Annotated in this window: 24 protein-coding genes; 19 read left to right on the top strand and 5 right to left on the bottom strand. The window is 52.7% G+C overall.

Annotated features, from left to right (window positions below):
* Window positions 1-384 precede the first annotated feature (384 nt).
* Window positions 385-594, bottom strand: a complete 210-nt coding sequence (locus PEH01S_RS24665) for a YrzA family protein (protein WP_127488626.1) — start codon at window positions 592-594, stop codon at window positions 385-387.
* Window positions 595-1218: 624 nt separating this feature from the next.
* Here PEH01S_RS24665 and PEH01S_RS24660 point away from each other — a divergent pair.
* The 3 genes from PEH01S_RS24660 (at window position 1219) to PEH01S_RS24650 (ending at window position 3739) form a co-directional block, all read left to right on the top strand.
* Complete coding sequence (locus PEH01S_RS24660; protein ID WP_127488623.1) at window positions 1219-2565, top strand: lytic polysaccharide monooxygenase; 1347 nt, start codon at window positions 1219-1221, stop codon at window positions 2563-2565.
* A gap of 350 nt (window positions 2566-2915) precedes the next feature.
* Complete coding sequence (locus PEH01S_RS24655) at window positions 2916-3116, top strand: hypothetical protein (protein ID WP_025851487.1); 201 nt, start codon at window positions 2916-2918, stop codon at window positions 3114-3116.
* A 362-nt stretch (window positions 3117-3478) separates the two neighbouring features.
* Complete coding sequence (locus tag PEH01S_RS24650) at window positions 3479-3739, top strand: YolD-like family protein (protein ID WP_025851489.1); 261 nt, start codon at window positions 3479-3481, stop codon at window positions 3737-3739.
* Between the two features lie 341 nt (window positions 3740-4080).
* Here PEH01S_RS24650 and PEH01S_RS24645 read toward each other — a convergent pair whose 3' ends face one another.
* Entirely contained in the window at window positions 4081-5019 is a 939-nt protein-coding gene (locus PEH01S_RS24645) for a hypothetical protein (RefSeq protein ID WP_164828036.1), read from the bottom strand.
* Window positions 5020-6603: 1584 nt separating this feature from the next.
* Between PEH01S_RS24645 and PEH01S_RS24635 the strand changes: the two genes are divergently transcribed.
* Window positions 6604-7068 (top strand): hypothetical protein, encoded by a 465-nt coding sequence (locus tag PEH01S_RS24635; protein WP_127488619.1) that lies wholly within the window; start codon window positions 6604-6606, stop codon window positions 7066-7068.
* A gap of 132 nt (window positions 7069-7200) precedes the next feature.
* On the opposite strand, the gene PEH01S_RS24630 is transcribed toward PEH01S_RS24635, so the two are convergent.
* On the bottom strand, window positions 7201-7509 hold the full coding sequence (locus PEH01S_RS24630; RefSeq protein ID WP_127488617.1) for a hypothetical protein: 309 nt from the start codon (window positions 7507-7509) through the stop codon (window positions 7201-7203).
* Window positions 7510-8675: 1166 nt separating this feature from the next.
* Here PEH01S_RS24630 and rsmD point away from each other — a divergent pair.
* Together rsmD and coaD are read left to right on the top strand one after the other, a co-directional pair.
* Entirely contained in the window at window positions 8676-9245 is a 570-nt protein-coding gene (rsmD, locus tag PEH01S_RS24620) for a 16S rRNA (guanine(966)-N(2))-methyltransferase RsmD (RefSeq protein ID WP_025851495.1), read from the top strand.
* A 29-nt stretch (window positions 9246-9274) separates the two neighbouring features.
* Complete coding sequence (gene coaD, locus PEH01S_RS24615; RefSeq protein ID WP_036714840.1) at window positions 9275-9799, top strand: pantetheine-phosphate adenylyltransferase; 525 nt, start codon at window positions 9275-9277, stop codon at window positions 9797-9799.
* Between the two features lie 14 nt (window positions 9800-9813).
* On the opposite strand, the gene PEH01S_RS24610 is transcribed toward coaD, so the two are convergent.
* The gene (locus PEH01S_RS24610; RefSeq protein ID WP_025851497.1) at window positions 9814-11082 is read right to left on the bottom strand and encodes a nucleoside recognition domain-containing protein; all 1269 of its coding nucleotides are present in this window, start codon (window positions 11080-11082) and stop codon (window positions 9814-9816) included.
* Window positions 11083-11227: 145 nt separating this feature from the next.
* Here PEH01S_RS24610 and PEH01S_RS24605 point away from each other — a divergent pair, with 145 nt between their 5' ends.
* Window positions 11228-12313 carry a SepM family pheromone-processing serine protease gene (locus PEH01S_RS24605; RefSeq protein WP_025851499.1) on the top strand — a complete coding sequence of 362 codons (1086 nt, stop codon included), beginning with the start codon at window positions 11228-11230 and terminating at the stop codon, window positions 12311-12313.
* 3 nt (window positions 12314-12316) lie between these two features.
* Here PEH01S_RS24605 and PEH01S_RS24600 read toward each other — a convergent pair whose 3' ends face one another.
* The gene (locus PEH01S_RS24600; RefSeq protein ID WP_127488615.1) at window positions 12317-13552 is read right to left on the bottom strand and encodes a nucleotidyltransferase; all 1236 of its coding nucleotides are present in this window, start codon (window positions 13550-13552) and stop codon (window positions 12317-12319) included.
* A gap of 140 nt (window positions 13553-13692) precedes the next feature.
* Between PEH01S_RS24600 and PEH01S_RS24595 the strand changes: the two genes are divergently transcribed.
* From PEH01S_RS24595 to ftsY, 12 genes are all read left to right on the top strand, one after another.
* Window positions 13693-14220, top strand: a complete 528-nt coding sequence (locus PEH01S_RS24595; RefSeq protein ID WP_025851501.1) for a YceD family protein — start codon at window positions 13693-13695, stop codon at window positions 14218-14220.
* Window positions 14221-14260: 40 nt separating this feature from the next.
* Window positions 14261-14434, top strand: coding sequence for a 50S ribosomal protein L32 (gene rpmF, locus PEH01S_RS24590; RefSeq protein WP_010501119.1), 174 nt, complete (start codon window positions 14261-14263; stop codon window positions 14432-14434).
* 176 nt (window positions 14435-14610) lie between these two features.
* Entirely contained in the window at window positions 14611-15219 is a 609-nt protein-coding gene (gene fapR, locus PEH01S_RS24585; RefSeq protein WP_025851502.1) for a transcription factor FapR, read from the top strand.
* Window positions 15203-16198 (top strand): phosphate acyltransferase PlsX, encoded by a 996-nt coding sequence (gene plsX, locus PEH01S_RS24580; RefSeq protein ID WP_025851503.1) that lies wholly within the window; start codon window positions 15203-15205, stop codon window positions 16196-16198. The genes fapR and plsX overlap by 17 nt, the downstream gene beginning before the upstream one ends.
* A 2-nt stretch (window positions 16199-16200) precedes the next feature.
* Complete coding sequence (locus PEH01S_RS24575; protein WP_025851504.1) at window positions 16201-17193, top strand: beta-ketoacyl-ACP synthase III; 993 nt, start codon at window positions 16201-16203, stop codon at window positions 17191-17193.
* Between the two features lie 98 nt (window positions 17194-17291).
* Window positions 17292-18233 (top strand): ACP S-malonyltransferase, encoded by a 942-nt coding sequence (fabD, locus tag PEH01S_RS24570; RefSeq protein ID WP_025851505.1) that lies wholly within the window; start codon window positions 17292-17294, stop codon window positions 18231-18233.
* Between the two features lie 27 nt (window positions 18234-18260).
* The gene (gene fabG, locus PEH01S_RS24565) at window positions 18261-19001 is read left to right on the top strand and encodes a 3-oxoacyl-[acyl-carrier-protein] reductase (RefSeq protein ID WP_025851506.1); all 741 of its coding nucleotides are present in this window, start codon (window positions 18261-18263) and stop codon (window positions 18999-19001) included.
* Between the two features lie 168 nt (window positions 19002-19169).
* Complete coding sequence (acpP, locus tag PEH01S_RS24560) at window positions 19170-19403, top strand: acyl carrier protein (protein ID WP_010501107.1); 234 nt, start codon at window positions 19170-19172, stop codon at window positions 19401-19403.
* Window positions 19404-19538: 135 nt separating this feature from the next.
* Complete coding sequence (fabF, locus tag PEH01S_RS24555) at window positions 19539-20777, top strand: beta-ketoacyl-ACP synthase II (RefSeq protein ID WP_025851507.1); 1239 nt, start codon at window positions 19539-19541, stop codon at window positions 20775-20777.
* A gap of 107 nt (window positions 20778-20884) precedes the next feature.
* A complete protein-coding gene (gene rnc, locus PEH01S_RS24550; RefSeq protein ID WP_025851508.1) occupies window positions 20885-21589 on the top strand; it encodes a ribonuclease III in 705 nt (234 codons plus the stop codon).
* A gap of 178 nt (window positions 21590-21767) precedes the next feature.
* Window positions 21768-25343 carry a chromosome segregation protein SMC gene (smc, locus tag PEH01S_RS24545; RefSeq protein WP_025851509.1) on the top strand — a complete coding sequence of 1192 codons (3576 nt, stop codon included), beginning with the start codon at window positions 21768-21770 and terminating at the stop codon, window positions 25341-25343.
* A gap of 32 nt (window positions 25344-25375) precedes the next feature.
* Window positions 25376-26380 carry a signal recognition particle-docking protein FtsY gene (gene ftsY / locus PEH01S_RS24540; protein WP_025851510.1) on the top strand — a complete coding sequence of 335 codons (1005 nt, stop codon included), beginning with the start codon at window positions 25376-25378 and terminating at the stop codon, window positions 26378-26380.
* Window positions 26381-26447: the final 67 nt, after the last annotated feature.

Below are 26447 nucleotides of genomic sequence, written 5' to 3'. Positions count from 1 at the left end.
CGCAGCGCACGGGTCTTTTTTTTGTCAGCGGGTTTGCTTTCGGACAAAAATGGGTAAATAGTTGTAGGTTTCGTTTGTCTTAGTTCAAAAAGCTCATCGAAATCTAACAAGGACCTAAAAGATTCCAAACATAACTTTGTTATGCTTGCCTTATCATCACAGCAGCTCTTGGGCGCAAGGGACAATGATGGAGGTGCGGCTTATGGAAGGAAGATTCTCTGTAGGAATCATGTTCGGGGTGCTGTTCAGCGTCCCGCTGTGGCTCTCGATGATCGGCTGGTACAGGCTCGTCATGGCCGGCATCGCGTTGTTTATATAAATTTTAGCCATCGGCCGGATGGGCCGATGGCTTTTGTGTGCATGAAGCTTTTTTGGCGGAATTCGTTATATTTTCGCTTTAAAATGAACGACGGCGCTGTACAGCATTTTCCCCGCATTCGGGTCGAACACCACTTGATGGCTGATCGAGAAAACATCCAGCAGCAGCGCTTTGTTATTTTCGATTTGCGCGTCGATTTTGGCTTCGAGCGTTTTCGCATCGTAGGCTTCGAAAAATTCAATTTTGTTCTCGATTTTGTCTAAAGTAAAACTCATCGTCATTCGCTCCCGGCTCATAGTTTGGCTTAAAATAAATCTACCAAGCTCTGTCCTTGATTGCAACTGTAGGTCGTTAGAACTTGAGCATGTCGTTCTCGTTTGTTGAATTTGTGGAGATAAGTAATTTCATGTTAAATCATGGACTATATTGTAATTTTTAAAGCGATATATTATTATTACTATATATTTACTATTCATATAATTCCAAGTACTATTAGTGGATTACATAGTCTGCAATAATCTCTTCGGCAATGCGATCATATTAACGCAATCGCTTACATCAAGCTCCCCACATGGCATCATACAGCTCGAAAGCTATTGGACACGGAGAACATGCGCCAAGTGTCCCTTCCTCTATCCGACTCTTTTAATTCTACCGGCAGCAAGAACGCTCATTTTTGACACTCACGGAATATCGGCATATATAGACTCTTTATGAGTTTATATAGAACATGGAGCAGAAAGGAGGATATGCACTACTGACAAGAGCTTCTGCATGGGTTCACAATTGTATTTTAGATGAAGAGGAGGTTTGATCGAGCTGACGATCGTGAACTAGTGAAAGGGAAATGAATCATCGTCGTGTCCTTACCGACCCCAAAAATAAGGAGGTAACAATAGATGACACAGCTTCGTTTACCCCACCATGCTCTATCCAAACTGCTCGTTGCCAGCGGCATGATGCTGCTGATGGCCGTCATTATGCTGCTTTTCTCGGACCGGGCTTTTGCCCACGGTTATATCGATTCGCCCGGCAGCCGCGCTTATTTGTGTAAGCTGGGGCAAAACAAGAACTGCGGAGCGATTATTTATGAACCGCAAAGCTTGGAAGCGCCTAAAGGGTTTCCGCAGGCCGGACCGGCCGACGGCAAAATCGCCAGCGCAGGCGGAGCTTTTCCGGAGCTTGACCAACAATCGGCTACACGTTGGGCTAAGGTCCCGATGACGGCAGGTACGAAAACGTTTACTTGGAAACTGACTGCGCCTCACGCCACGTCCAGCTGGAAGTATTACATCACCAAACAAAACTGGGATCAGAACGCCCCGCTCAGCCGGGCTTCGTTCGACCTCACGCCGTTCTGCTCGGTAGACTACGGCGGAAAGAAGCCTCCGTACACTTATTCCGATACGTGCAACGTTCCAAGCCGGACTGGCTATCAAGTTATTCTGGCCGTTTGGGAAATTGCCGACACGGCTAATGCTTTCTATAATGTTCTCGACGTAAATTTCGGTGGAGATTCTGCGGATACGCAACCTCCCACTGCACCGACGAGCTTAAGCGCTTCCAACCTTACAGCCACGAGCGTATCGCTGGCATGGAACGCATCGAGCGATAACGTCGGAGTGTCCGGCTACAAAGTGTATAACGGTTCGACGCCGATTGCGGCCGTCTCCGGCTCGACTTTAAATTACAACGTCACGGGGCTGACCTCGAATACGTCCTATACGTTTACGGTTCGCGCCGAAGATGCCGCAGGCAACGCCTCCGGCGCGAGCAACGCCGTCACGGTTACGACACATGCCGTACCCGTAGACAACGAGGCGCCAACGGCTCCGACCGGCTTGCATGTGATGGGTACTCCGACTTCCTCCAGCGTTCATCTGATGTGGAGCGCATCGACGGATAATGTCGGAGTGACGGGCTACCGGGTGTATCGTGGAACCGCTTTAGTGACTACGGTTTCGGGGACGACGCTCGAATATACCGTTACGGGGCTGACGCCCGATACGTCCTATTCGTTCACGGTCCGCGCCGTTGACGCCGCCGGCAACGTATCGGCCGACAGCAATGCCGTAAATGCCAAAACGGCTACCGGCCCGGCGGTATCCGCATGGGCGCCGAATGTAGCCTACACGGTAGGCACGCTTGTTACTTACAACGGCAAAACGTACGAGTGCCGCCAGGCCCACACCTCGCTGGTCGGCTGGGAGCCGCCTAATGCAGCTTCGCTGTGGTTGTTGAAGTAATCGGAAAATTTTTCTTCACGGGGATAGTTTGTCGGAATCACTTCTGACGGGCTGTCCCTTTTTCATTTGGAAGACCTAGTTAACTTAAAGGTATTATGAGCAATGCGGACCCGGAAGCAAAAACGGAGGGCTTCCCCGCATCGGCGATTTGCTTCATCTGATTACTTGCTATAAATTGGGTCTTGTTACCTGTTTTGCGAACATGCCCTATTTCGTGACTCCATTATCTCCTCTCCGATGTGTCTCACATTGAGTGCTGCATGATGCAGGATAAAACAAATGGACTATTGCCTGTTCGCATTTTGTTCGTATATAATACAAACAAATGTTCTCATTTGGAGGCGAATGTGATGGAAAGATATATTGGCCATATTATTGAAATTATTTATTTGGATATCGACAATAAGACCAAGCAGCGGAGGATTGAGGTCTTGAAGGTTGAGAACGGTATCGTCAAAGCCTTTTGTCATCAACGGCAAGCGCTGCGGGTGATTAGGATCGAAAATATTTTAGCTGTGAAAATGGTTTCCGTGTCCTCAAGGGTATCTTAAGCTCAAGCACTGAAGGAAAAAAGAATCAAATCGTCGATGTGGATTTAAGGAGTAAATGACGAGTCAATGGAGCTCGCTGACGTGATCGGGGTGGAATTCGTTGATGACCGAAGTGGAACAGAAAGTGCTTCGATTTCTGTGGAATCTATACCAAACAGCGTGGGTAAGGCCTGATGTCAAGAGGATTTCATGGTTATCCGGACGCACGGTGGAGCAACTGCGAAAAATTGTTTTGTGCCTCGTCAAGGATGGTTACGTAGAAGTTCGCAGGGACGAGCTTCGGGTCATCCAAGGCTTGGAGCAAAGGGCGCCGCGCTAAAAAAAGCAATAGATTGAAATGAATTAGAAAGGAGATGGAAATCATGATAGGCATACCGACGTTAAGCAAGAAATATCGCCCGGCAAGAGACGAATTTGAATTGGAGGAGCTGGGGAACCAATTGTTTGTAGCTCAAGAAGAGGGAGCCGAGATTTTCTTGACCGTATGGGGAATGGACGAGCAGGTGCGGGGGCGGATCATCAACATGGATCCGAGAACCCGGCAGGTACATATCGAGAGCTGCGGCGATACGCTGAAGGTTCCTTATTTGGATATCATGAAAGTGGAGAGCCTAAAGGATTGATCCTTGGGCTTTTTCATTTATAAAGCGGCGAAGACTTCCCGATCAAAGAAAGATCCTCAACAATCCGATCAATGGAAGGAAGGGGCAGCAATAAATGCCGTGCCAAACTAGAGAACCCGCTAAATGGGTCGGCCGGCAAACCGCCGAGATAAGACTGATGACGTTCGCTGCAACAAAAACAAAAAGAACTAAGTACTTTCTTGATTAAATTTTTTGAAGCTTCTGGTGATGAATTGGCTTCGTTATGCCTTGCTTCCTTCATTGGAGGGGAAGCAATTAGTGGGATTTTCAATATTTAAATAAAGGGAAGGAAGGATATGCTGCCCTTTTAGATATTAAATCTAAAAAACGGGATGAGGCTCACGCTCTCTTTGTGATTGCTTTGCGAATTTCGGGAAAAAAGTCCGAGGATCCTGTCGATTATCTTGAGTTTTCCATACAGTCATCGAATAGTTTTCGCCATTTAGAACAAATGGAATCGCTGCTCTTTGTTTAGGATCAAGAAATCCTACAGTACCCATTGCAAGTAAACCTTCTGTACTCAAGCCTACGAAAAAACCGCCTTTACTTTTCATCAAATCAGTTCTACCGTTCTCATCACTAGCCGAATAAATATATTTTATTGTGATTATCTCGGCTTTTCTGCTCTTTTCAGAAGTTATTACTTCAACCTCCTCCAAAAATCTAATCTTATCTTCCTGATGAGTCACTTCGAAGGGCCCATCATTGATGTGATAATGGTACCAAGAGTGGTGGCCTGAAAGAGAGCCTTCCTCACCTTGCTCACCAATAAAAACATGTTCAAAAGCCGAAGTGCTGTTTCTTCTGTATTGATTAAACCAAATAGACTTGAGTTCATTGATCCATGCCTCATCGGATGATGTACTGCTAATTTTCCCTTTGTCAATTGCGAAATCTCGGGCAATCTTCATAGGCGCTGTTTTAATTGCAAAATTAAGGAATTCGTTTACTTCATCCAACTCAGCTTGCGGTGTTTCGTCATTTTTATTCCTGCGCCAGTCGTAGTTGTCATGAAGTTTCTTAAACAAACTGTAAGATTCTAACTTCTTATCTGGAATATGAACTTCCTCTAAAACATTGACTTGACGTGTCTGACTGCGCTCTCTTTTTTGTCCTCTAGGAAAAGGATTTTGGTTTACAATTACGTAACCTTGTTGTTCATTTTTTTCATCATCACTTACCCCTTTAATCAATGGAAGGAGACCGTTTCCATTATTCATATCTGCGTGCCAAATCTCCTCAAATGGAACAATAGTCACCGAACTAATACCTCCCCTAATTGTTAATGAGGGTAGTGTGTACTTTGAGGTTACAGGCTTATACATATTATCGGGGTTCAAAAACGTTCATCAAGGATCTCAAAGCTCGTAAAAATGCAAAGGAGGGCTAGGAACTATTTGAGTTTACTGATGTACTCGGCGTAGATTTCTGATATTGGGAATAACGAAGTATTGTTAATTTAATCTGAATCATTGGTGGACATTCGTAAAAAAATCAATCTGTACTACTTTTTTCAAAGTAACTGTTATATATAAAAACATTGATTTAAAAGGGCCTTTCAGATGCTGTACCCATAAAATCGGGGCCCCTCTCACGACGAGCCCCTTTTATGTGAGAGGACAAGAATCCTATATGATCAAAACTGTTACAGTACAGTTTAGTTGAAGGAAGATGAAAACTACGTGGCAAAAACTCCTCTTATTTGAGAATGATTGGAAATTGGAATGACTCGGTGACGCACTGAACGGTCTTTACAAGAAGGGGCTTATCACGGACTATACTTGGGCCGAGAAAGAATATACGCGGGAGATGACCGGAGCAGAGTTGGCTTGGTTAATACTGTTATCTATGCAACGGCAAGCAGGGAGTCGACGTTTGATAACTCTATTGAATGAATATATAAAAATATTAAAATATATATATTAATATAACAATATATTGGTATTAATCGGCCGATTACTAGAGTATTAAAACATTCATCAAAATGGTTGTCGTCTAGTTTGAAAAGAATTCCGGGTTCATTCTTTTTTTGCCTCCATCTTATCCTGAGAAAGGGGAATCTCAATAACCATGGGAAAAGCAAGATAATCACAAGTTTGGTGGTGTTTACTTTGTGTGTTGCTTTACCAGCAACCGTTTTTTACAAGGATTTGGGAAATTCAAAGGCAGGTGACATTGCTGTAGATCCAAAATATATTAAACTTGGATAAAAAGTTCGTGTTTCCGGGGCTATAAAACCATACAATGGAAAGTGGGAGGCGTTTAACGCTTTTGCTGGCGATACCGGAAGAGATATAAAAAAGGGTCGTATTAATATTTTCTACCCTCAAGGTGATCCGGACGAGTGGGCTCATGGTCAGCTCATATAACCTAGAGCGATCCTTTATATTCCCAGTTTTCAATCTTCTAAATTAAAGGGAGCCGCTGGACAACCGATGTGAATTTCTTGGGGTGGAAGTAGGAGTTTTGTTGCTAAAGACGAAAAGAGTCCTAACCAGACAGAAAACTGGTCGGGGACTCTTTTGTATCGTGACGCCGTGCTGTTCCCTCGTAGCGGATATCCGCAACCATCCCGGGAGCTTCTGCCTGTAGGTTTTGATCGAAGCGGAACAGGCCAGAGATAACACCACGGCCGCAGCATACGAGCAGCAGGCCGATTGTATTTATTGGCTGGCGAATGAGCTGTGGAAGGCATCAGAGCAGGTTTTGCAATAAACGGATGATAATGAAAGATTATTTTCTAAAAAAATATTAATGTTTATATTCCAATGATTCCATTATAAGTAATTATATGTTATTGTTTTACTGTAAATTGAATTTATTATGATTTAGGAGTGATTAAAGTGAAAATTTTGAAAAAGGTTTGTATGATTTCAGCACTTGCATGCTTGACTTTTGCAGTACCAGTTAGTGCTGCGGAAGGGAATGTTCCGGCAAGTTTCGCCGATAAAAAACTTGAGACAAGCAATAACTTTTCAACCGCCAGTGATCCTAGCGGGAGTTATATTCTTAAACCGTGGGAAACTAAAAAATTTATCGGGTTATATCCTGGTGGAGACAATCCGATAAGATTCGAAGTGAAACAACAGGGATTATTCGGTGGTGTTCCATTTTTAAATTATAAGCTTTACATGAACAAGGATGGAAATGATGTACTGATAAAAGATTATTCGGTTGGGGGAAATGGATTTAATAGTGATTCTTTTGGGACTGAACGAACGTATTATCGTCTCGAAATAACAAATGTCATGTACTACTCTGGAACATCCGATGTCAAGATCGACATCCAATTTTATGAGGTCGAATGAATACTACGAGATAGGTCGACCATCACTAATAATCGCCCTTGATATTACCGCCCCCGGGGTGGTATGACTCGCGGACGAGCTGTCTAATATGCGGGAGGGTGTGCTATAAAAATACTAAAAAAATAACAAAAATTATATTAATCTGTAATTATCCTTTGGTACTTCTTCACGCCCAAATGTCCCGATCGTGTCCGAAAACACAGGAGCAGGCTGTTTTTTGTGGTTAGCTTTACTTTCAGCATAAGCTATTAGTTCCATTGTTCCAGCCGCATATGCTGCAGAGCAGGTGCCGTCTGCAAATTCAAACGTCTCGAATCTAACGACTTCTTCGCAAACCAAACACAAGAAGTAACGGTCACAGTTAAAGCGCATAAAGGCGCGGAAAAATGCTGGTTCAGAATTCTTAGAGGCAATGACGTAGTGGTGGATGTAAAGGATCACCCAAGTAACTCGTATGAATTTACAGCTGAAGTAGGGAAAAGATATAAAAAATGTGGGCCGCAGCAATGAAGAACGGCGAACCAATTAACAGTACTAACCGGGATTTTTTTGTAAAGTTTACAGAAGGTAAAGAATTAGTAGAGCTTACATGGAAATAATAAGGTATGGTTGCTACTTTTTATCTATTACCCCCACTAGCTTCGGCCGGTGGGTGGTTTTTCATAGATTCATTCAAGGCATCGTCTAATCTCTGATTGGCCTCGTTCAATTCGGCTCTAAGCTTCTCTACTATAATGATAAGACTTTCCAAATCGCACATAATTTCTCCAATTATCAAGGGCCATCTATAAAACGGCACGCTGCGCGGCGGCCGTGAGGCGGATATCCGCGACCATCCCGGCAGCTTGTGTCAGGAGGCTTCGGCCCGTTCTGGATCGGGGTGATTTTAATCGTATACCCATTGAAGCACAGATGAACAGCTAAAAGGGATAAGCATTAACCAGACGAAAAAAGCGCCAGCAAAAAACGTGGCGCTTTTTTCATTTCAATAAAAATATTTCAGAAGGAAGATATTGTTATTGTTTGTTCGCTTTCTGTTCGCATATAATGCAAACGAATTTTCTTTTTTTGGAGGATGGAAAAATGAATGCAAATAAGGATGCAGGTAAACAGGTATTTTTAAAGCTGACCGAGGAAGACCAGCTCGAGCTTTTCGGACGGCTACGAATGTCTTGGTCAAACACAATCGAGGTAACGATCACCAGATGTATATCTGAGATCTATGTTTATAATAAAGGAAAAAAATTTGGTCTACAAATGGTCTATAAGTGTTCGAAAAACATACCTGTTATAGTGCTTTAATTTTTACTGTTACATATAAAATTTCTTTTAAATAAAGCATTATTTTATACTGTACCCATAAAATCGGGGCCCGTCTCACGACGAGCCCCTTTCATGGGAGAGGAGAAACCGGACGAAGAGCTTATGGGGAACGTAAGCCTTCTCCGCGGTTGTCTACGACATTTTCGGATGTCGATGATATAAGGATGATCCTTTTTGCAGAAAGATATACATCCGCTGACAAAATTTTTTTGGATTTTTTGTGCAAAAGATTGCGTTTATGATACGATATCAATATTAAGTTGGCGGAAAGAAGGCTATACAGCATGAGAGTCATATCGGGAAGTGCCAAAGGGCGGCCGCTGAAGGCGGTTCCGGGCATGGGGACCCGGCCCACGACGGACAAAGTGAAAGAAGCGGTATTCAGCATGATCGGCCCTTATTTCGAAGGCGGACAAGTGCTGGATTTATTTGCGGGCACCGGCGGGCTCAGTATCGAAGCGTTGAGTCGGGGGATGGACCGTGCCGTGCTCACGGACGTGGACAAAAAAGCCATCGACACGATTCGCCACAATCTTCAGGCGACCGGGTTGACAGAACGGGCCGAAGTGTACCGCAATGATGCGATGCGCGCGCTCAAAGCGCTTTCCAAGCGGGAAGCGCGTTTTGATCTGGTATTTTTGGACCCGCCGTATAAGCTGAAAGTAATCGGAGAGCTGTTGGAGGAGCTGCAGCGGGGCGGCTTGCTGGCGGACGGAGCGCGGATCGTCGTCGAGCATGACGCCGAGGACCGCCATGAGGGGGACTTCGGGGAGCTCGAGTGGCTGCGACGGGCCGAGTATGGGGATACGGCCATTACGATTTACCGTACCCGCTCCGAGGGTAAAGAGACTTAAACTCGACTATAAGGGAGCTGACTGTACCAATGAATCCAATTATCGAGATTGGCGATCAACCCGGGCTGCGGGTAGCCGTGTATCCCGGCAGCTTTGACCCGGTGACGAACGGGCATCTGGATATTATTCACCGCGCGGCCAAGGTGTTTGACAAGCTGATCGTCGCCGTGCTCAACAATACGAGCAAAAATCCGCTGTTTTCGGTGGAGGAGCGGACGGAGCTGCTGTGGCAGGTGACCAGAGATTTGCCGAACGTCGAAATCGACAGCTTCCGGGATCTGCTCATTAATTATATGAAGAAAAAAAACGCGCACCTCATCGTCAGAGGGTTGCGCGCGGTCTCCGATTTCGAATACGAGCTGCAGCTGGCGTCTACCAACCGCAAGCTTTGTGAAGATATTGAGACGTTCTTTATGACGTCTACGCCGAAATACTCGTATTTAAGCTCCAGCATTGTGAAAGAAATCGCCCGCTTCCATGGGCCCGTGGCCGATCTGGTTCCTCCGGAAGTGGAGCAGGCGCTGCGCGGCAAATACGGCAGCGGAAGCTTGTAGCTCAAAACGAATGCTTACCGCTGATGGCGGCGGCGCTGGAAGAGAAAAGCGGCAAAGACCGAAAGCACGAGCAGGACAAGCAGCATCGTGCCGAACTGCAGCATCATCGGACTGACAAGAGGCCACAGGCTGTCGCGCTCGAAGGACCAGCCGCTGCGGACTGCGGTATAATGCGCTAGTACGGGCTGCTCTCCGTCGAACGAATCGGTGAGCGGCTTCCAGGCTAAGCAGGTGAGCACAAAAGCGATTCCGCCATGCTCAAGCCGGGAGCGCAGAAAGCGCAGATAGCGCAAATCGGAAACCGCAGTCAAGCTTTTGACCTGGGCGTGCGTGGACAAGCCTCCCCATGAGAGCAGCAGGCTGAGCAGCGCATACGGCAAGGCCGACGAAGCGGCTTCCGTATATTGCGACAATGCGTATGCTCCCAGATGCGGTTCGAAGAAGCCGGCCAGCAGCGCTTGGGCGAGCATCAGAGCGTTGTCGCGGTTCAGGCCGAGTGCGGAGGCAAGGGAAGCGGCCGCGGAGATGAGTCCGGAAAGCGAGACGGCATGAAGCAGCACGGAGAACATCATCATGCACCCGCCGATCAGAAATAGCTGCTGAACGCTTGATGTCACCGAATCTCCCAGCAGCTTCCCGAACGTCCGGCCGTCGCGCGTCCGGGCGTTTTGAAATGCGTCGAAGCTCCGGCCAAGCCACCCTGCGCCCGCCTTGTCCCGCGATTTCGTTTTCGGCAATGGATGAGGTCCAGGGATGCTGCGAAAACGGTGAAGCAGGGCCAAGAGCAGCGTAGAGGCATAATGGATGACCGCAAGCGCAAGTCCGGCGGTCGCGCTTTGCAGGAAGCCGACGCCGACCACGCTCACGAGGAATACCGGGCTAAGCAGGTGGGAAGCGGAGAGCAGACGTTCTCCTTCGTCGCGGGTCAGCGTGCCGTCCTTACGAAGCTGCCCTACCGCTGCGGCACCGGCGGGCATGCCTGCAGTGAAACCGAGCGCCACGATCCAGCCTGCGACTCCCGGGAGCTTGAATAAAAGGCGCAGCAGCGGCTCGAGCAGTACGCCAAGTCCGTGCAGCACGCCCATTCCGCGAAGCAGCTCGGTTGCGATTAGAAAGGGCAGAAGGGCCGGGAAGACCAGCTTCCACCAGAGCTGCAGCCCCTGGAGCGAGGAGCGGAACGCTTCGTCGGGAAAGGCGATGATGCTGACGACGAGAGCAAGCGCCGCGGCGCCGAGCAGCAGCGTTGTAAAGCGCGGGGAGAAGAGAACCTGTAACCGTTGCATCCGAATCATCACTCCAGCTTGGGTTAGTGGTACATGTTTACGCTTTGTCCGCATGGAATAGACCTGGCAGGCGTACGCTACCTATAGAGATACAACATTTGCGAACGGCTGGGGGGGACAGCTATCAATGGGAGAGGCCCGACACATGAAACGCGCGTCACGCGTCGTTTTTTCGGTTTTTATAGCGATAGCGCTTTTGTACGTTGTTTATTTTATGCCTTTGCCCCTGTATATTTTTAAACCGGGGACGGCCGAGGACATTCACCCGATGGTTCACGCCAAGCAAGCTTCGGAGGAAAAAGGCAAGTTTATGCTGACTACGGTGCAGGTGGCCGACGCGACCGTATTCGGCTATTTGATGTCTTACGTTCGGCCTTACGAAGAGCTGCGTCTGAAGCGGGATTTGCTCCGCAACAACGAGACCGAGGCGGAATATTCGCAGCGTCAGGAAGTAGTTATGCTCACCTCGCAGGCGGATGCGATCCAGGCGGTGTATAACCGGCTGAAAATTCCTTACCATATCAGCAAGGACGGCATCGTCATCCAGCAGGTGTATCCGGATGTTCCGGCGCATGACGTGCTTCAGGCAGGTGACACCATCGTGAAAATCGGAGACAAACCGATTCAAACCATGGAGGAGGTGCGGGGCGGCGTCCAAGGTAAAAAAGCGGGAGAGACCGTCTCGGTCAGCTACAAGCGCAAAGGCGTGATCCGGACGGAGGATATAGCTTTGGCCACGCTGCCTGCCGATCCAAGCGCCCAACCGGCAGACGCCGCATCCGCAGCTTCGCGGGTCGGGCTCGGAGTCGTATTGGCCGAAATGCACAGTGTGAAAGCCGAATCGGAGGAGCAGCAGGTAACCATTCAAGCGGGAGACATTGGAGGGCCGTCGGCGGGCCTGATGTTTTCGCTGGAAATCTATAACCGGCTGACGCCAGGGGATATTACCAAAGGCTATAAGGTGGCCGGAACCGGAGAGATCGATCCGGACGGACATGTCGGCGTCATCGGGGGCATTCAGCATAAAATCGTTGCGGCTGATCGGGCGGGAGCCGAAATCTTTTTCAGCCCCGCAGACTATAAGGCTCCGAACGGACAGACGATCCCCAATTATTCGGATGCGAAGAAACGTGCCGAGGAGCTGGGGACCAAAATGAAAGTCGTTCCGGTCGCCACGATGGACGAGGCTTTGGACTATTTGGCGAAGCTGCCGGAGAAAACGGGAAGTTAGGAATTAATCCGCCACAACAACCGGCGGCTCGTAGTAATCCGCGAACCAGTCGCGCGGAGCGGGCGTTTCATATCCGAGCGCATAGACAGAGGTAGCGCGAATATCCATTGCCAGCAGCGGCGAAAGCGTGTCCGTTACTTTGGTAACGACCGGCACCTTCGCCGTTTTTTTCATTCGTCGGAGCAGCTCCCTTCCTTTCGGACGGAAGCCAAGCACGCGCAGGTACGGCACACCTCGTCCCAGCGTTTCGGCAGCGAGCTCTTCCTTCGTGTGATTCAGCAAAATGCGCAGCAAAGTGCGCTGCAGCTTGGTCCGCGTATAGCGCTTGGTCTTAAGCCGGTCCAGCAGCGAAGCGATACAGCCTTCATCGGGAGCGGCCGTCCCGGTCAACGCCTGCCGGATGCGGTGCTCCAGCCCTTCCGTTACCTCGTGAAACGCCGCCAGCTGCTCCGGGGTATGGTGCATAAGCTGCAGCAGCAGTGGCCGTGCAAAGCGCTCCCAATCGACCGGCGCGCGTCCGGCCTGCCATTCCCGCTCCAAAATATCCAGCGTCGCCGCAGGCACATAAGGGCGAAGGCCGTGCAAAGCGCGTTCCTCGAAGATCAGCTTGCGCAGAGCGGTAGCGCTTGCAATCCGCCCGTCCGTAATGTCCGTCTGATTGTATTCGGCTTTCGTCCTTGCAATCGTTTGCGGCCGGATGCCGCTTCGAAGCCGCCGCAAGGCGATCAGATAATGCAGTCCGAGCGTATTATTCGGTTTGGCGAGCTCGCTTTCGTCCGCGCCCGGCACAAGCTGCGCTACGGCGCGGCTGTAGGCGGCCGGAAACGGTACCCCGGCTTTCAGCTCCTGCTGCAGCCGCTCCCGCAGCGAAGCCGGCTCGTCCTGCAGGACATCGGCTGCCGCTTCGAGCCAGCCGATATCGCCGCTCTCGCTGCCGAAGCAGAGGCTGTCGACGACTCCGGTAGCGTCGAGCGCGGAAACGGCGCCGAAGGCGAACCATTCCGCCGGCTGAGCGCTGTAGGCGACGGGCAGCTCCAGGACGAGGTCGGCTCCCATGCGGAGCGCCATTTCGGTCCGCGCCCACTTGTTCACGACCGCCGGTTCCCCGCGCTGGAGAAAGTTTCCGCTCATGACACAAACCGCGCTGTCCGCTCCCGTTACCTTTTTCGATTGTTGGTAATGATAGTAGTGACCGTTATGCAGCGGATTATATTCCACAACGAGGCCGACGGTTGACATGCGTACGATTCCTCCTGTTCAGGGTTTCAGCTTCTTTTGCCAATCGCAATTATGTTTAATCACTATAGCATGAACTGAAAATGTTGACAAAACGGAACCGAAGTCGATATAATAATCTTTGTTTGTTTGGGGTGATACTCATGTTTATACATTTGAAAGATTTGGCATCCAAAGGCACGATCCGGATCGAAGGCACGGAAGATTTGACAGGCATTCTGCCGAAGTCCGGAAGTCTGCTCGGGTACGGCCCGCTGCAGGTGCGTTTGGAAGCTCGGGACAAGGCCGGCACGGCCGAAGTCACCGGCGAACTGGACATCGACGTGGAGCAATCGTGCTCGCGCTGCTTGTCCCCGGTCGGACAGCATTTGACGATTCCGTTTCATGAAACGTTTGTGAAGGGCGAAGCGCAAGAGCTCGAAGAGTCCGAGGATGAGGACCAGGACGAGGAAGACGTGCTGTATGTCTCCGAAGACCGGTTTGAGCTGAAGCCCTATTTGGCGGAAAGCGTCCTGATGGCGCTGCCGTTCATCCCGCTGTGCAGTGAAGATTGTCAAGGACTGTGTCCCGTGTGCGGAACGAACCGGAACGAGAAGGCTTGCGAATGCAAGACGGAGAAGGTGGACCCGCGTTTGGCCGGACTTGCGGATTTTTTTAAAGACCGATCGTAACCAGGAACGCAGGCTGAATTCGTTGAAGGAGGTGGGAAATATGGCAGTACCTCAAAGGAGAACATCCAAGACACGCCGCGACAAGCGTCGTACTCATTTTAAATTGGAAGTACCGGGCATGGTAAAGTGTGACAATTGCGGTGAATTGAAATTGGCTCACCGGGTTTGCAAGGTTTGCGGTCAATACAAGAAAAGAGAGATTATTAGCCAATAATCTTCCTGCAGACAAAAGAGATAGTACTCCACCTTCAGGTGCAGTGCTATTTTTTTTGTCTGCTTGCGCTTCCCTTTTCAAACAGAATCCAGTATACTTTGCTTTGGAACTTGGTCATAAGAGATAGTGACAAGTCATAGGCATCAGGTGGGGAACTCCCTAGTTTAAGCTAAAAGGTGGTGCTCGTTATCGAACGCCTTCCGAAACGACAGCGCCAGCAGCAGTTGGCCAAAGCGATCGAAGAAAATCCGTTTATTACGGATGAAGAGCTGACGAAGCTGTTTCAAGTCAGCATCCAGACGATCCGTCTGGACCGGCTCGAGCTCGGCATTCCCGAGCTGCGGGAGCGGATGAAGCTGATGGCGGAGCAATCGTACGATCAGGTGCGCTCGCTTCCGCTGCATGAAGTCATCGGGGATGTCATTGATCTGCAGCTCGACAAAAGCGGCATTTCTATGTTCGAAATTCGAGAAGAGCATGTGTTCTCCCGGACGAAGATTGCCCGGGGTCATCATATATTTTCTCAGGCCAATTCCTTGGCCGTTGCGCTGATCAACGATAAAGTGGCGCTAACCGCCGCAGCGGACATCCGCTTCGTGCGGCCGGTCCGGCTGCAGGAGAAGTGCATCGCCAAGGCTTATGTCCGTTCGATCTCCAAAGGCAAGGCGAAGGTCGAAGTTTTTACATACGTCGGAGACGAAATGGTATTCCAAGGAAATTTCATCATTTATCATGCGAGCAAAGATCGGCATGAAGGAGGAGAGCTTCATGCGGATAGCGATTGACGCGATGGGCGGAGACCATGCGCCGCAGGCGGCGGTGGATGGCGCGATCGCGGCGGCCGAAGAATGGCCGGATACGACGATTGTACTGGTTGGAGATACAAGTGTGCTGGAGCCGCTCCTTCAAGGCAAGAAGCTTGCGAATCTGGAGTTGAAGCATGCGAGCGAGACGATCGAAGCAGACGACGAACCGGTTAAAGCGGTGCGGCGCAAAAAAGACGCTTCGATGGTCGTCGCCGGCCGTATGGTGAAGGAACAGGAAGTAGGCGCCATGATATCGGCTGGCAATACGGGAGCGCTGATGACGACGGGACTCCTGGTTGTCGGCCGAATCAAAGGGATCGAGCGCCCGGCGCTTGCGCCGATGCTGCCGACGGTGGACGGGGAAGGCATTCTTGCGCTCGACCTCGGGGCGAATATGGACGCGACGGCGGAGCATCTGGTACAGTACGCCATCATGGGCAGCTTGTACCGGAGCAAAGTCCACGGAGTGGCCGAGCCGCGCGTCGGTCTCCTTAACGTGGGGACGGAAGCGATGAAAGGCAACGAGCTGACGAAGGCGGCTTTTCCGCTGCTTGAGCAGGCGCCGATCCGCTTCATAGGCAACGTGGAATCGCGCGACGTGCTCCGGAAGCCTTGCGACGTCATCGTATGCGACGGATTCGCGGGGAATATTATGCTTAAATCGATGGAAGGGGCGGCCTCGGTCATCTTTTCCGTCTTAAAAGAACAATTTATGCGCACGTGGTATACTAAGCTTGCGGCTGCGGCGGTCAAGAAAGGCCTCAGCCAATTCCGCAAAAAAATGGATTACGCCGAGCATGGCGCAGCGCCTCTGCTCGGCATTAACGGTCTGGTGCTCAAAAGCCACGGCTCGTCCAATGGCGTAGCTTTTAAGAACGCGGTACGTCAGGCCCGGGTCGCTTTGAAAAACGATTTGGTCCGCAGCATTTCTGCGGAAATTAGCAACGGGAGCGAGTAGTTATGAATAGCAGCTTAAAGCCTGTAGGCATTCTCGGAACGGGGAAATATGTGCCCGAAAAGGTACTGACCAATTTCGAGCTGGAACAAATGGTGGACACAAACGACGAATGGATCGTCACCCGTACCGGCATCCGCGAACGCCGCATCGCTTCCGCGGAGCAAGCGTCGTCGGACTTGGCTTATGAAGCGTCGAAGATCGCCCTGCAGAACGCGGGCATCGCGCCGGAGGAGATCGATTTAATTATCGTCGCGACCGTTACCCCGGATATGGCGTTTCCATCGACGGCATGTATTTTGCAGGACAAGCTGGGAGCCAAGAAAGCGGCCGCCTTCGATCTGTCGGCGGCTTGCTCGGGATTTATCTACAGCTTGGCCAACGCCGCGAATTTCATCGCCACCGGAACCTATAAATATGCGCTTGTCGTCGGGGCGGAATGCTTGTCTAAAATTACGGACTACACTGACCGGAATACATGCATTTTGTTCGGTGACGGTGCAGGCGCAGTCGTGCTCGGCACCGTACCGGAAGGCCGCGGATTTAAATCGTTCGAGCTTGGCGCAGACGGCGCAGGCGGCCCGCTGCTGAATGTTGCCGCCGGCGGCTCCCGCTGCCCGGCATCGCCGCAGAGTCTGGAAGGCAAGCAGCATTTCATCTTCATGGCCGGCAGCGAGGTATTCAAATTCGCGGTCCGCATTATGGGAAGCGCTGCGGAAGAAGCTCTGCGCAAGGCGGGAATCGACAAGTCCGAGGTGGATTTGCTCGTGCCGCATCAGGCGAATATCCGGATCATTCAGTCCGCGCTGCAGAAGCTGAATTTGAGCGAGGACAAATGCATGATCAACTTGGACAAGTACGGCAATGTGTCGGCAGGATCGATTCCGATCGCTCTTGCGGAGGCGGCGGAGTCCGGACGGGTCAAAGTGGGCGATTGTCTGGTGCTTGTCGGCTTCGGCGGGGGCTTGACTTGGGGCGCTTCCGTATTGGTTTGGTAAACATCTGATGAAGGAATTCAATCTATAGAGCTTTGTGAAGGACCGGCCGTTTCGGTTCGTCCGAACGGCTTGCAGTCGGTAATAAAGGAGAATCGGATATGGGCAAAATCGCATTCGTATTCCCGGGTCAAGGGGCGCAGGCGGTAGGCATGGGGAAAGACGTTTATGAAGCGGATGCCTCCGCGCGGGGGATTTTTGAATCGGCCGACAAGGCGCTCGGCTTCCCTCTCAGCCGCATCATCTTCGATGGTCCGGAGGGAGAGCTGAAGCTTACCGTTAATACGCAGCCTGCGCTGCTTACAACCAGTATAGCCTACCTTGAGCTGTTCCGCGCGCGTCACGGCCTTCAGCCGGATTATACGGCCGGGCACAGCCTTGGCGAGTACAGTGCGCTTGTGGCTGCAGGCGTGTTGAGCTTTGAAGACGCGGTCCGTACGGTACGTGCGCGCGGCGAGTTTATGGAGCAGGCGGTGCCGAGCGGACAAGGCGCTATGGCAGCCGTGCTCGGCGCGGAGCGTGAAGCGCTGCGGCAGCTGTGCTTGGACGTCAGCGGGCAGGGAACGGTCGTTGAGCTTGCGAACCTGAACTGTCCGGGACAAATCGTTGTTTCCGGCAGCAAGGAAGGGGTGCAGGCTATCGCCGAGCGCGGCAAAGAAGCCGGCGCGAAGCGCGTGATTCCGCTTGAGGTTAGCGGGCCGTTCCATTCCTCGTTGATGAAGCCCGCTTCCGAGCGTCTCGGCGGCGTGCTTGAATCCGTTGCGATGAAAGCGGCGGTCGTTCCGGTCGTTGCGAACGTAACGGCGCTGCCGGCACAGGAGCCGGGGGAAATTAAGCAGCTGTTGGTCGATCAAGTACATTCTTCCGTGCTGTGGGAAGACAGCGTCGCATGGCTGCTTGGGCAGGGTGTGGATACGTTTGTCGAAATCGGCAGCGGTACCGTTCTAGCGGGTCTGATCAAGAAAATCGACCGCAGTGCGAAAGTGTATTCCATCAACAGTCTGGAAGCCATCGAGAAATTTCAGCTGGAAACGACGGTATAAACGATTATTCTTGGGAGGGATTAGCGTATGCTAACGGGAAAGGTAGCGCTGGTTACCGGCGCCTCTCGCGGCATCGGCCGGGCCATCGCCATCGGGCTCGCGGAAGCGGGGGCCGATGTGGTCGTCAACTACGCGGGCAGCGAAGCGGCGGCGGCAGAGGTTGTGCAGGCGATCGAAGCGCTGGGACGCAAGTCGTTTAAGGCGAAGGCCAACGTCGGTTCCGTGCAGGAAGTCGAAGACATGTTCAAGCTCGTCCTGGAGGCGTTTGGCCGGATCGATATTTTGGTCAACAACGCGGGAATTACGCGGGATAACCTCATTATGCGCATGAAGGAAGAGGAGTTCGATCAGGTGATCGAGACGAACCTGAAAGGCGTATTCAACTGCGTCAAAGCCGCTACCCGCCCGATGATGAAGCAGCGTTTCGGCCGGATCGTCAACATCTCGTCCGTCGTCGGGACGACGGGGAACGCGGGGCAGATGAATTATGCGGCTGCCAAAGCAGGCGTCATCGGGATGACCAAAACGGCGGCGAAGGAGCTTGCTTCGCGCGGCATCACCGTCAACTGCGTGGCGCCCGGCTTTATCGAGACCGATATGACCGACAAGCTCTCGGAAGATCAGCGTTCGCAGCTCATGACGCAAATTCCGCTCGCACGTCTGGGTCGGCCGGAGGACATTGCCAAAGCGGTGGTGTTCCTGGCGTCCGACGATTCGTCCTATATGACGGGACAGACGCTTCATGTCGACGGCGGCATGTATATGTAGCGCGGCTTGCGGCAACAATGGGCGGAGGTGCAGGCAGTTGTATCGCACTGCCAGAGTTGCCGCAAAATAGAATTTTTTGGCGAAAATTGTTTTTTTTCGCACCAAGCGAGGCTTACTATGGCATTTTGTCCATAAGTTAAGTATAATACCAAAGAGGAGGTGAACCGGATGTCCGACGTTTTGGATCGCGTAAAACGCATCGTCGTGGACCGTCTCGGCGTTGACGAAGCGGAAGTGACCCTTGAGGCTTCTTTTAAAGATGATTTAGGTGCCGATTCTCTCGATGTCGTGGAATTGGTTATGGAATTGGAAGATGAGTTTGATATGGAAATCTCTGATGAAGATGCAGAGAAGATCACTACTGTAGGTCAAGTAGTAGAGTACATAAAATCTCATACGTAAAACGCATAAGTCCCGTTTTTCTTGGATAAACGGGACTTATCTCCATTCCGTGCCTAACTGCACGCACCAGCGAGCTTAACCCCTTACGAACGAAATACATAACGCAGGTTATTTACGATAGAGGTGAATTGCAGCATGAAACAAAGAGTTGTTATTACGGGTCTCGGTGTAATGTCCGCGCTTGGACGTGATCTTGAAACCTTTTGGGGAAACCTGATGTCCGGAAAATCCGGCGTTAGTGCGATTGAATCGTTTGACGTCAGCGAATACCCGACACGAATCGCCGCCGAAATCAAAGATTTTAATCCCGAAGATTATATGGACAAAAAAGAAGCCCGCCGCATGGACCGCTTCGTGCAATTTGCCGTAGCCGCTACCTTGACGGCCTTGAAGGATGCAGGGCTGAATGTCAAAGAAGATACCGATCCGGAGCGGGTCGGCGTTTATGTCGGCTCGGGGATCGGCGGTTTGTCGACTTGGGAAGAGCAGCATAAAATTTTGCTTGAAAAGGGACCGAAGCGGGTCAGCCCGTTCTTTATTCCGATGATGATCGCCAATATGGCGTCAGGGCAAATCTCGATGATTACGGGAGCCAAAGGACCGAACAGCACGGCCGTTACCGCTTGTGCGACAGGTACGCATTCCATTGGAGACGCCTTCAAGACGATCCTTCGCGGCGATGCGGACGTCATGATCTGCGGCGGCGCGGAAGCGACGATCAGTCCGACGGGCGTTGCAGGCTTTTGCGCGCTGCGCGCCATGTCGACCCGCAACGATGAACCGGAAAAAGCGAGCCGTCCGTTCGATACGGATCGCGACGGGTTTGTTATGGGCGAAGGCGCAGGCATTCTCATTCTGGAGTCGCTGGAGCATGCGCAGAAGCGTGGAGCCCGCATTTACGGCGAAGTGATCGGCTACGGCATGAGCGGAGACGCGCATCATATGACCGATCCGGATCCGGACGGCGCTGCCCGCTGCATGGTCAAAGCCGTGAAAGACGCCGGCATTCCGTTTGAAGCGATCGATTATATTAACGCGCATGGCACTTCGACGCCGATCGGCGACAAATCGGAGACGACCGCGATCAAGCAGGCGTTCGGCGAGCACGCTTACAAGCTGGCCGTCAGCTCGACCAAGTCGATGACCGGTCACTTGCTTGGCGCCGCAGGGGGCGTGGAAGCGCTCATCTGCGCGCTGGCTTTGAAGCATGGCGTGATCCCGCCGACGATCAATCTCGACAATCAGGATCCCGAATGCGATCTGGATTACGTGCCGAATACGCCGCGTCCGTTCGATCTCCGCACCGTAATGTCGAACTCGTTCGGCTTCGGCGGCCACAACGCAACGGTCATTCTGCAAAAGTACGAGGCTTAAGGGCATAGACTTTCACGGGGCGGGCTAAACTATAACATTGTTTCGTGGGGTTGGTTCGTACGTTTCAACCTCCACGAAACAAATTGCTTACACGAAGGTGATTAGAGATGCATCGCAACTTAAAACAGCTGCAAGCGGACCTGGGCATTTCGTTCCGGCGTCCCGACCTTCTACGGCAGGCATTTACACATTCTTCCTACGTGAATGAACACCGCATCGGCCAGCACAAGGATAACGAGCGGCTGGAATTTCTCGGCGACGCTGTCCTGGAACTGACCGTATCGGAATATTTGTTCGACAAGTATCCGGACCGCACGGAAGGCGAATTGACCAAATTGCGGGCTTCCATCGTCTGTGAGCCCTCGCTCGTCGGCTTCGCCGAGCAGCTCGACTTCGGATCTTATGTGCTGCTCGGCAAAGGAGAGGAGCTGACCGGCGGTCGAACCCGTCCGGCACTGCTCGCAGATGTGTTCGAATCGTTCATCGGTGCGCTTTACTTGGACCAAGGTTTGGAGCCGGTGCGCGCTTTTCTCAGCCGCCATATGTTTCCGGGCCTGCCTCAGCAGGGACGTCTGTTAACGGCGGATTACAAAACGATTCTGCAAGAGCATACCCAGCAGCATAATATGGGCCCCTTGGAATACAAAATCGTAGACGAACGCGGTCCTGCGCACGAGCGGGAGTTCGCGGCGGAAGTATATCTTCACGAGGAAATGCTCGGTCGGGGACTCGGCCGCTCCAAGAAGGAAGCGGAGCAGCATGCGGCCGCCGAAGCGCTCGCAAAGCTCGAGGTCAAGGTGGATCAGCCATAAAGCAAGTTCGCAGAAGGTGACGGCCGTACAGCGGGCCGTCGCTCTTTTTTTTGCAGGTGAACGGGAATGAGGAAACAAGTCACACCGCAGCCTGCGCTTAGACCGCCGGAATGCCAAAGCGTCCGGTATCTACTACAGGTCCGGAATATGGTACAATAGCCGTAAGAGGTGAGCCAAGTTGTTTTTGAAACGTATCGAGCTCTCGGGCTTCAAATCGTTTGCGGATCGGACCGAGCTGGAATTCGTACAAGGAATTACGGCAGTGGTTGGGCCGAACGGCAGCGGAAAAAGCAACATCTCCGACGGCATCCGCTGGGTGCTTGGCGAACAAAGCGCCAAGTCGCTGCGCGGAGGCAAGATGGAAGATATCATTTTCGCCGGAAGCGATGCCCGCAAGGCCGTCAATTACGGCGAAGTTTCGCTGACGCTCGATAATACGAGCCAGTCGCTGCCGCTGGATTACAGCGAAGTGACCGTCACCCGGCGCGTGCATCGCAGCGGGGAAAGCGAATATATGATCAACAAGCAGCCCTGCCGGCTCAAGGATATTACCGAGCTCTTTATGGACACGGGAATCGGGAAGGAAGCTTACTCGATTATCGGGCAGGGGCGCATCGAAGAAATTTTGAGCACGAAGTCGGAAGACCGCCGGGGCATTTTTGAAGAAGCTTCGGGGATCGTCAAATATAAATCGCGCAAGCGCGAAACGGAAAAGAAGCTGCAGGAAACGGAGCAAAATTTGCTGCGCATTCACGATCTGGTGTCGGAGCTGGAAGACCAGCTGGAGCCGCTGCGCGTGCAATCGGAGAAAGCGGTGCGCTTCAAGGAGCTGAAAGAAGAGCTCAAATCCAGCGAAATCGCGATGTATGTCCATCAGATCGAGCAAATTTACGCAAGCTGGACGGATACCAACGCTCAGCTTGAGAAGCTTCGCGAATCGCAGCGCGAATTGTCCGGCGTGATCAGCAAGCAGGACGCCGAGCTGGAGAAGGAACGCTGGGAAACGCGGCGCTTGGAGGAAGAGATTGAAGGACTGCAGCAGCACCTGCTTCAACTGAGCGAGGATTTTGAGAAATGCGAAGGCCAGGGCGAAGTGCTGAAGGAGCGGAAAAAAAATTACGCTTCCAATAAAAACCAGTTGCGGCTTGCCGTCGCCCAGCAGGAGCAGCGGGTGACGGATAAAGAGGCTGAAATTGCCCAGCTTCGCGAAAAAATCGCCGCCATCGGAGCGGAGCTTGCGGAGACGCAGGCCAAGCTGAAAGCCGAGGAAGACCGCCTGCTCGGCGTCACGGGAGGCATCAGCAGCGCGGAAGAAGAGCGGCTGAAGGGCGAGCTGCTCGAAGTGCTGAACGAATCGGCCAATGCCCGCAACGAAGCGAGGTATGCCGAGCAGCAGCTCGAAGCGCTCAGCCGTCGGCTGGACCGGCTTGACGACGAGCACCGCAAATGGCAGGAGCAGCAGGAGAGCATTGCGGAGCGCAAGGCCGCTCTGGAGAAGAAGCTCGAAGAAGCCGTAGCGGCGCTCGCGGATGTTCGGAACCGGTATCTGGAGCTCAGCCAAGGACTCAAGTCGAAGCAGACGCTTTCGGAAGAAGCGCAGGCCGCGGTCCGCAAGTGGGAGCAGAAGATCGATTCGATGGTGTCGCGCCGCGATACGATGCGCGAGATGGCGAACGACTATGACGGCTTCATGCACGGCGTCAAGGAAGTGCTGAAGGCGAAGGACCGGGGCGATCTGCGCGGCATTCGCGGCGCGGTGGCCGAGCTCGTCAAAGTGCCCGCCCATGTGGAGGTTGCCATGGAGACGGCGCTGGGCGGCGCGCTTCAGCATATCGTTGTGGACAACGAGGCGAACGGCAGGGACGCGATCGCTTTTCTGAAACGCCGCCAGCTCGGCCGGGCGACGTTCCTGCCGCTGGACGTTATTCGCAGCCGATTCATTCCGGAAAGCGAACAGCGCCAAATCGAAGGGATGGAAGGCTTTGTCGGCATCGCCGTCGATTTGGTGCAGTTTGAAGATACGTACCGGCAAATTGCCGGCAGCTTGCTCGGCAATGTCATTATTGCAAGTACGCTGGAGGTTGCCAACCGGATCGCGGCCCGGGTGCAGTACCGGTACCGCGTCGTCACGCTGGAAGGCGATGTCGTGAACCCGGGCGGCTCGATGAGCGGGGGCAGCCAGCAGAAGAAAACGACCAGTCTTCTGAGCCGCCAACGGCAGATTGAAGACATGGACAAGGATATTTCGCTGTCCGAAACCCAGCTGAAGAGCTTCCGGGCCAAGGCGGAGGAGCTGCGCCGCGAAATCGGCGAAACGACGCGAAAGCTGGACGAGCTGCGGGCGGAAGGCGAAAACCGGCGGATCGAGGAGCAGCAGATTCGCGCTTCGCTTGAGCCGTTGGAGCATGAAGCGAAGCAGGTGGCCCAGCAGCTTGCGCTGTACGGCGCCGACGGCGAAACGCTGGCGTCCGAGCGCAGCGATCTTGAGCGCCGGAGGACGGAAGCTCTCGAGGCGCAAGAGCGGTTGCAGCGGCAGGAGGCCGAGCTGCAGCAGGCCATCCGCGACGCCGAAATCCGCCGCAAGGCAAGCGAGTCGGAGAAAGAGGAGCTGCAAACGCAGCTCACGGACCTGAAGGTAAAGGTCGCGGCGCAGACGCAGGAGAAGCAGTCGCTGCACGAGCAGGAGCGCCGTTCCCGCAATGAGCTGGAGACGATCAGGAACGAGCTGGAAACGAACTGCGAGCTGGAGCGGCAGCTCGACTCCGACATGGCGAATCATGAGCAGGAATCCGTGCAGCAGATCGAGCAGCTTAACGATTTGAAGCTGAAGAAGCAGCAATGTGCGGAGCAGCTGGACATGAAGCGCGCGGAGCGGGCGCAATGGGTGGCCAAGCTTGAAGCCGAGGAAAGCAAAACCAAAGAGCAGCGCGCCCAATTGAGGCAGATCGAAGAACAGCTCCATCAAACGGAGGTTCGCGTGAACCGCTTGGACGTGGAGCTGGAAAACCTGCTCAAAAAGCTCTCCGAAGATTACGAGCTGAGCTATGAGCTGGCGAAAGAGCGCTATCCCGTACCGGAGGATGTTCTGGGCACCCAAAATAAAGTTCGCGAGCTGAAGCGCGAAATTGCCATCCTTGGTGAAGTCAACCTCGGGGCGATTGAAGAGTACCAGCGCGTTCACGAGCGCTACCTGTTTTTGGCGGAGCAGAAGAACGACCTGGTGGAGGCCAAAACGGCGCTGTATCTCGTGATCCGCGAGATGGACGAGGAGATGGGGAGAAGATTCCGCTCCACGTTCGAGGCAATACGTTCGCATTTTGTCGTCGTCTTCGGGAAGCTGTTCGGCGGCGGCCGGGCCGACCTGATTTTGTCCGAGCCGGACAACCTGCTCGATACCGGGATCGAGATCGTAGCGCAGCCTCCGGGCAAAAAGCTGCAAAATTTGCAGCTGCTCTCCGGCGGCGAACGGGCGCTGACCGCCATTGCGCTGCTGTTCTCGATCATCCGGGTCAAGCCTGTGCCGTTCTGCGTGCTCGACGAGGTCGAAGCGGCGTTGGATGAGGCGAACGTGACGCGCTTTGCCGAATATTTGCGCGAATTTTCGATGCAGACGCAATTTATCGTCGTGACGCACCGCAAGGGCACGATGGAGGAAGCCGACGTGCTGTACGGTGTGACCATGGAAGAAGGCGGCGTATCGAAGCTCGTATCCGTCCGTCTGGAAGAAGACGAGGCCATAATGGAAGCCGGCTGATGCCGATATATTGAAATCGAGGTAGGTGCCCCGTGAGCTTTTTTAAACGATTGAAAGAAGCGATTTCGACCAAAGCCGAAACGGTGACGAATAAGTTCAAGGAAGGCTTGGCCAAAACGAGAGACGTGTTTGTCGAGCGGGTGGAGGATCTGTTCTCCCGCCGTAAAAAAATCGACGAGGATTTTTACGAGGAGCTGGAGGAAATCCTGATCGGCGCCGACGTGGGCGTGAACACGGTGCTGAAGCTGATCGAGGATCTGCGGGCCGAAGTCCGCAAGCGCAAAATCGAGAACCCGAGCGAGCTGCAGCCGATTTTGTCCGAGATGCTGATCGCGCTGCTTAAAGGAGAGGAGCAAGGCGGGCTGCGGATGGCCGAATCCGGTCTTACGGTCATTTTGTTCGTCGGCGTCAACGGCGTCGGCAAAACGACGACGATCGGCAAAATGGCTCACATGCTGAAATCCCAGGGCAAAAAAGTGCTGCTTGCCGCCGGAGACACGTTCCGCGCTGGAGCGATCGAGCAGCTGGAAGAATGGGGACGCCGCGTAGGCGTCGACGTCATCAAGCAGCAGGCGGGCTCGGACCCGGCGGCCGTCATGTACGACGCGCTGCATGCAGCCAAATCGCGGGGAGTGGATGTGCTGCTCTGCGATACGGCGGGCCGGCTGCAGAACAAAGTCAACCTGATGGAAGAGCTGAATAAGATTTACCGCGTCATCCGCCGCGAGGTGCCTGATGCGCCGCACGAAGTGCTGCTGGTGCTCGATGCGACGACCGGGCAGAACGCTTTGCAGCAGGCAAAGCTGTTCGACGAGAAATCGGGACTGAGCGGCTTGGTGCTGACCAAGCTGGACGGAACGGCAAAAGGCGGCATTGTCGTCGCCATCCGTCAGGAGCTGAAGCTGCCGGTCAAATTCGTCGGTCTCGGCGAGAAAATGGACGATCTGCAGGCATTCGACTCCGATCAGTTCGTGCATGCGCTGTTCAGCAAATGGATTGCCGAGTCGGAAAAGGAAGAGGAGAAAGCCGGTCAATAAGCCGGCTTTTTGCCGCGCATTCATGGGTTGGCCTGCTCCGTTTTCGCTGCTGTAACCATGCTTTTGA

Origin of the sequence: Paenibacillus ehimensis NBRC 15659, assembly GCF_004000785.1 — a bacterium.
Taxonomy (GTDB): domain Bacteria; phylum Bacillota; class Bacilli; order Paenibacillales; family NBRC-103111; genus Paenibacillus_G; species Paenibacillus_G ehimensis.
Note: the sequence above shows the minus strand (reverse complement) of the source record. Positions and strands in the feature narration are given on the sequence as shown.